The organism is Parapedobacter sp. SGR-10 (genome assembly GCF_011030405.1).
Lineage (GTDB): Bacteria > Bacteroidota > Bacteroidia > Sphingobacteriales > Sphingobacteriaceae > Sphingobacterium.
In genome coordinates, this window is record NZ_JAAJTJ010000013.1 from 95,074 (window position 1) to 101,529 (window position 6,456).

Genomic DNA, 6,456 nt, shown 5'->3' on the forward strand with positions numbered 1-6,456 from the left:
ACTAGATAAATCCCTAACTTTGCCTACAGCATGGAGGCGACAAATACAATACTATTACCGGGCAAGTACTGCAATTCAAAGCTGACGTATTCACGTTTCGAAACCAGGGTAGTGCATATAGGCGATGTGCCAATGGGTGGAGACTATCCCATCCGTATTCAAAGCATGACCACGGTAGACACGATGGATACACAGGGCTCGGTCGAACAGGCCATCCGTATGGTCGACGCCGGCTGTGAGTACGTACGTATCACTGCCCCAAGCATCAAGGAAGCCGAAAACCTGGCCAACATAAAGAGGGAACTCCGTGTCCGCGGATATCAAGTGCCACTGGTAGCTGATATCCACTTTACACCAAATGCTGCCGAGGTCGCTGCCCGTATCGTCGAAAAAGTACGTATCAATCCCGGCAACTATGCCGACAAAAAGAAGTTTGATCAGATCGACTATACAGATACCGCTTATCAGGCCGAGCTGGAACGTATCTATAAAAAGTTTGCCCCATTGGTCAACATCTGCAAAGAATACGGCACAGCTATGCGTATCGGAACCAATCACGGGTCGCTCTCCGACCGCATCATGAGCCGTTATGGCGATACACCCGAAGGTATGGTCGAGTCCGCTATGGAATTCATGCGCATCTGTGAAGACCTACACTACTACAACCTCGTTGTGTCGATGAAGTCTTCCAATCCCGGCGTGATGATACAGGCCTATCGGCTATTGGTCGAAAGGATGGTTGCCGAAAAGATGAATTACCCCTTACATTTGGGTGTGACTGAAGCCGGTGATGGCGAAGATGGACGTATCAAATCAGCCGTTGGGATAGGCACGCTACTGGAAGACGGACTTGGGGACACCGTCAGGGTCTCCCTTACCGAAGAACCCGAGCTTGAAGCCCCGGTAGCTATAGCTTTGGTCAATCGATATGTACGCCGTAAGATAGAAACCCGTCAGGACAGAGACATATTGGTCCTGTCCGAAGATAGTCAAACCAAGCCTTATATCTCTAAAGAGGTCAACACCTTTGTCGGGGGATCACTTGTTCCGCGTGTGGTCGTGGATATTTCGGCCAGAAACCTTAAAGATCCCTTTGTATTATCTGATGTGGGCTATAAGTATGATGCTCTCAACGATAAATATCATATGGGAGACCAATCCGTAGATTTTGTGTATCTGGCGGATCAGTTGCCTTCATTTACCATGCCGGGCAACCTCAAGCAACTTTATAATTACAACACTTGGCTAGGTCTCATAAACAAAACGAATATACACCCTGTTTTCAGCTTGGAGGAATTCAACCAGGCACAAACCAAGGATCCTGTGCTGAATCTGGTACATATTTCCAACGATCTCTTAGGCAGCGAAGCGTTCGGCTTATTGCAAAATGACCCTACGGTTGTTTTCATATTGGAAACCAGCCATCCTCATGGTATGGCCGATCAACGGCAGTTTTTTGCCAATATACAAGCAATAGGATTGGACAATCCGGTCATTATCAAAAGATCTTACAAAGCAGAAGATTTTTCGGGTCCCATCGGAGATATCATGAGTCCCGAAGAACCGATCTCCAAGCTACAGCTTTATTCTGCGACGGATATGGGGGCATTATTGATCGACGGTCTGGGTTCTGGTGTGTGGATAGATTCTCCGGCTACACCGACAGACAAGATTGCTTCTCTCTCATTTGGCATCCTACAGGCCACACGCTCTCGTATATCCAAGACCGAATACATCTCCTGCCCGAGCTGTGGCCGGACCCTGTTCGATCTACAGGAGACGACACAAATGGTTCGCAGCCGTACCAACCACCTCAAAGGACTCAAGATTGCCATTATGGGCTGTATCGTCAATGGACCCGGTGAAATGGCCGATGCCGATTACGGTTATGTCGGTGCAGGACCAGATAAGATTACACTCTACCGAGGCAAGGAAGTCGTCAAGAGGAACGTCAGTTCGGCCCATGCCCTCGACGAATTGATCGATATTATTAAAAATGACGGTTTGTGGGTGGAAGATGTAGAGACGTAGAGACACAATGCATTGCGTCTCTACGTCTACATCTTAAACAACCTCCTTTGAATATGCAGGCGCAGATAGATATAATAGCATACCGCGATCAATACCCCCATGCTTCCCATGACATAGAGTGTACTTTTGATACCGATCGTATCGGCGACGGAACCGATCAATAAACTCCCTATCGGAAAGACACCTTGAAAAGCCATCACATAATAAGACATGATACGTGCCCGGTATGCAGACATAGCATGTGTCTGTATATAGGTATTGATACTGGAATTCTGCATCATCATGGCAAAAGAGACAGCCCCCGTAAAAAAGAGTGCCGACGGCAGGTAATGTGCATAAGCCAACAGCAACAGAGAAGTCCCCATCATGAATGCAGAAAACATAACCCTGTACCGGAGATTCTCCCCCGACTTCAACCTGGCCATCTGTATCGCACCCAACATCGCTCCAAAGCCAGCCACACTCTCAAACCAGGAAAACGTTGTCTCATCTCCTTTAAATAAGTCTTTGGCCACAGCTGGCAATAACGAAGTGTAAGGTATCACAAATAGGCTCGAACAGGTCATGATGATAATCAACGAGGCCAAATGGGGCGAACGCTTCAGATAATCAAATCCATCCAACAAGCCTTGCCAATTGGAAGATCCTTTGGGATTCGTAGGCGCTTTTTCGACTACCTTCATCATAGAAAGTGTCGTGAGCACAGGCACGAAACTCAAAAAATTAACCAAAAAACACGCCTGCTCGCCATACATACTCAACAATACCCCTCCGATTGCCGGGCCGACCATACGGGCCGCATTGAACACGGAGGAGTTTAATGCGATGGCATTGGGCAAATCTTTCTTCTGATCGACCAGAGACACCAACAGAGCCTGTCTAGACACGACATCAAAAGCATTGATCACGCCTTGAGCAAAACCAAGTACGCACAGCCACCATACTGTAGCCCAGCCCATAAAAACAACGAGGGTCAATATACCTGCCTGCAACATGAGCAATACCTGCGTCATCACGACCAGTCTGTACTTTGACCGACGATCGACAAAACTGCCGATAAAAGGAGACAGCACCAATGACGGCAAGAGTGAAACGAAAGAAACAAACCCCAATAAGAAGACCGATTCCGTCAACCTATACACCAACCAGCTGATCGCTATACGCTGCATCCAGGTCCCCAATAGCGAAATAGACTGCCCGATAGTGTGCAGCCGAAAATTGGGATATTGAAGCGATCTAAATAATTCCATTATTGTTTTAATGTCTAAAAAAACAGTATTCTTTTTAGTCTGTGGCTTAATCACAGATTAAAAGAATACCAAAATAAACATCACATTCCTCTAGAATTTCTCTTCAACGGCAGAGGAGAGTCGATAATTCCTCTTTGATAGGACTACAATTAAATTGCATATCAAAACGGAATTATCTAAGTTTGTAACGTATCAAAGATAAGATAGTTTTAATTTATCAAAATTCAACAAACATAAACATGAAATTTTTTATTGACACGGCCAATCTGGCGCAAATCAAAGAGGCACAGGATTTAGGTGTTTTGGATGGTGTGACCACCAACCCAAGCCTGATGGCCAAAGAGGGTATCTCCGGAGAAGAAAACGTTATCAACCATTACAAAGCCATCTGCGCAATCGTTGACGGTGACGTCAGTGCCGAGGTGATCAGTACAGATTATGAAACGATGATCAAAGAAGGCGAAGCTTTGGCAGCATTGGATCCAAAGATCGTGGTCAAGGTACCGATGATCAAGGACGGTGTCAAAGCCATCAAATATTTCAGTAAGAAAGGCATCAAGACTAACTGTACGTTGGTATTCTCTGCTGGTCAGGCATTATTGGCCGCCAAAGCAGGTGCGACATATGTCTCACCGTTCATCGGCAGACTGGATGACATTTCCGTTGATGGGTTAGGATTGATCGAAGAGATCAGGCTGATCTATGACAACTATGGATTTGAGACACAAATATTGGCAGCGTCTGTACGCAACAGTTCGCACATTCTGGGTTGCGCCAAGATCGGTGCAGATGTCATGACGGGACCACTATCTGCTATCACGGCTTTGCTGAAACACCCATTGACGGACAGCGGGCTGGCACAATTTCTGGCAGACCATGCCAAAGCAGCCGGAAAGTAAACTTTATTAATAACCCGGGAAATTCATCCCCGGGTTATTTAAATGCTTATACCAATTGCTCCCGATCATCCGGGGTTTCTGATAGACTTTTCATACTTTCAATTATTTTCCCTACTTTTATTTTGATTGTCACTAAAAGAAGATCAAAGTGCAGTTTCAGTTGTACACACCGCACATAGCCTTGCAACCGTATGTTCAGGGAATTGTTTACACATCTACGGATGCGAGGAAAAACAACAATCTACAACGTATTGATTTTTTTCCTGTTGGATCCAGCTATATAGCTTTTGTCCTCCGGGAATCTGCTTATTTCCAAAGTTCCCAACAAGCGAAAGACTTTGTTCGTTTCAACTTCATGGGGCAGATAGAGCAACACCAGCACGTTATCACTTCGTCTTTGTCCCTGGTATATGTATTGTTTCGTCCACACGGAGCCTATCGCTTATTGGGTATTCCACAGGATTTGTTGACGAATGCATGCTCTTCCCTAAACACATTGTTAGGGCATCAGATCAATGAGGTGCTTGCAAAATTGGAAGATCAATCTCACGATCATCTGGCTGTCCTCAGGATACTTCAGGAATGGTTATTGATGCGATTGGGACAAAATACAGATAAACAATCTGGCAGGGTCTCGTTTATTTGTCAAAAAATCATGGCGCACAGTGGCACTTTGCCCATCAAAGAGCTGAACAGGATGAGTTGCATGTCAAAACGTTCGATGGAACAGTATTTCAAAGAACAGGTGGGGCTCTCACCCAAGACGTTCAGCCGGATTATCCGCTTTAACCAGGCTTACAAACAGCTTCAAAATTCCGAACAAACGGATTGGATGGAGATCGTCGAACGTTTTGATTATTTTGATCAGTCTCATTTCATTCATGAATTCAAGCGTTTCTTCGGATATACCCCTTCCCAAAGACATCTGAGCACCGAAAACTCAGATAGTGCCGGCCTCACCTATCCTTCCTTCTAACGGGTATTAACCTATACATAAATTTGCGCTTTTTTACAATGGTCAGCGCTACCATTGCAGTATGTTTGCATATCACAGGCTTCCAGACAGGTCTATAAGCTTTCATGCGGAGGCTATAAAATATCTATTATTATGAAAACAATACTTACAAAAAGCAACACATTACCCATAGGTATCCTATTGCTGTGCTTGAGCCTGACGATAGCCTGCTCTAAAAAGAAAAAGAACGATCCCGAACCGTCAACGCCTACCTGCCGCATTATTACGGTCAGTGGTGATGGAAATACGCGCAATATTACCTATAATGATGAGGGCAAAATAAGCAAGGTAACGACTGCGGTCAGCACCCGCACATACGAATATAGTGGAAATACGGTGGTCGTGCATATCACAAATAGCGGAGCATTCGTGCAAAAAAACATCTATACGCTCAACAGCAACGGATTCGTAGCCAATAAACGAGAAGAACGCAACGAGACGGGTACGGAGTGGAGCAATGCGGAGTTTCTGTATAACGGAGGGACACAACTCATAAAAATCACATATACCAATTCCACAGGCGGATCACCCACCATAGCGACATTCTCATGGGCCAACGGCAACATACAGCCCGATGCAGGTGCGCTTGAATATTATAGCGACAAACCCACACAGCCCGGTGACTACTTCTACTATCAGGAAATATTCGAGCATGATGGCATGAAAGTGTACAGGCCGAAGAATGCCGTAAAATCATTAACGGTTGGCAGCTCCACTATATCGGTGATGTACACGGAGGATCAGGACGGAAAGATCACGAACATGACCATGCAACGCGGTACATTGGCCGATATCGTAAATTATCAGTATCAGTGTGATTAATACAAAATGAAGTAAAAACCGAGTGTAACGAGTTCATTTATGCCATTGAAAGCTTACACTCAATAAATAATTTAAACAGATGAAAACAATACTTACGAAAAGCAACACATTACCAGTCGGAATCCTGTTGCTGTGTCTAATCCTCACAACAGCTTGTTCCAAAAAAAACAAGGATAATCCAGAACCTATATGCCGCATCGTCACGGCCGGTGGAGAAGGCCTGCTCTTCCATATCAGCTATAATCAAGAGGGCAAGATAAGCAAGGTAACGGTCGGAAGTACCACCCGTACATACGAATACAGCGGCAATACAGCCGTGGTGCATACAACAGTTGGCGGGGCATTTTTTTCACAAACAACCTATACACTCAACAATAACGGATTTGTCACCAATAAGCGCATAGAATTTAACGAGGCGGGTACCGATTGGATCAATACC

Annotated in this window: 6 protein-coding genes; 5 read left to right on the top strand and 1 reads right to left on the bottom strand. The window is 45.3% G+C overall.

Features of this window, described 5'->3' with window-relative positions; all coding sequences use genetic code 11:
• The first annotated feature begins 30 nt into the window (after nucleotides 1-30).
• Nucleotides 31-2,031: a (E)-4-hydroxy-3-methylbut-2-enyl-diphosphate synthase gene (ispG, locus tag G5B00_RS10990; RefSeq protein ID WP_163874947.1), complete on the top strand. Its 2,001-nt coding sequence runs from the start codon at nucleotides 31-33 to the stop codon at nucleotides 2,029-2,031.
• Nucleotides 2,032-2,057: 26 nt separating this feature from the next.
• Here ispG and G5B00_RS10995 read toward each other — a convergent pair whose 3' ends face one another.
• Nucleotides 2,058-3,281, bottom strand: a complete 1,224-nt coding sequence (locus G5B00_RS10995; RefSeq protein WP_163874951.1) for an MFS transporter — start codon at nucleotides 3,279-3,281, stop codon at nucleotides 2,058-2,060.
• 239 nt (nucleotides 3,282-3,520) lie between these two features.
• On the opposite strand from G5B00_RS10995, the gene fsa reads away from it, so the two are divergent.
• The 4 genes from fsa to G5B00_RS11015 form a co-directional block, all read left to right on the top strand.
• On the top strand, nucleotides 3,521-4,180 hold the full coding sequence (gene fsa / locus G5B00_RS11000; protein ID WP_163874952.1) for a fructose-6-phosphate aldolase: 660 nt from the start codon (nucleotides 3,521-3,523) through the stop codon (nucleotides 4,178-4,180).
• Between the two features lie 148 nt (nucleotides 4,181-4,328).
• Nucleotides 4,329-5,156, top strand: coding sequence for a helix-turn-helix domain-containing protein (locus tag G5B00_RS18340; protein ID WP_163874955.1), 828 nt, complete (start codon nucleotides 4,329-4,331; stop codon nucleotides 5,154-5,156).
• Nucleotides 5,157-5,288: 132 nt separating this feature from the next.
• Nucleotides 5,289-6,017 carry a DUF4595 domain-containing protein gene (locus G5B00_RS11010; RefSeq protein ID WP_163874958.1) on the top strand — a complete coding sequence of 243 codons (729 nt, stop codon included), beginning with the start codon at nucleotides 5,289-5,291 and terminating at the stop codon, nucleotides 6,015-6,017.
• A 79-nt stretch (nucleotides 6,018-6,096) separates the two neighbouring features.
• A partial coding sequence (locus tag G5B00_RS11015; RefSeq protein WP_163874961.1) for a hypothetical protein occupies nucleotides 6,097-6,456 on the top strand: 360 nt, incomplete at its 3' end.

What these genes read in the sequence shown, in the direction of transcription:
- fsa (WP_163874952.1), top strand. Translation starts at nt 3,521, where the DNA reads ATGAAATTTTTTATTGACACGGCCAATCTGGCGCAAATCAAAGAGGCA.
- G5B00_RS10995 (WP_163874951.1), bottom strand. Translation starts at nt 3,281, where the DNA reads ATGGAATTATTTAGATCGCTTCAATATCCCAATTTTCGGCTGCACACT.
- ispG (WP_163874947.1), top strand. Translation starts at nt 31, where the DNA reads ATGGAGGCGACAAATACAATACTATTACCGGGCAAGTACTGCAATTCA.
- G5B00_RS11010 (WP_163874958.1), top strand. Translation starts at nt 5,289, where the DNA reads ATGAAAACAATACTTACAAAAAGCAACACATTACCCATAGGTATCCTA.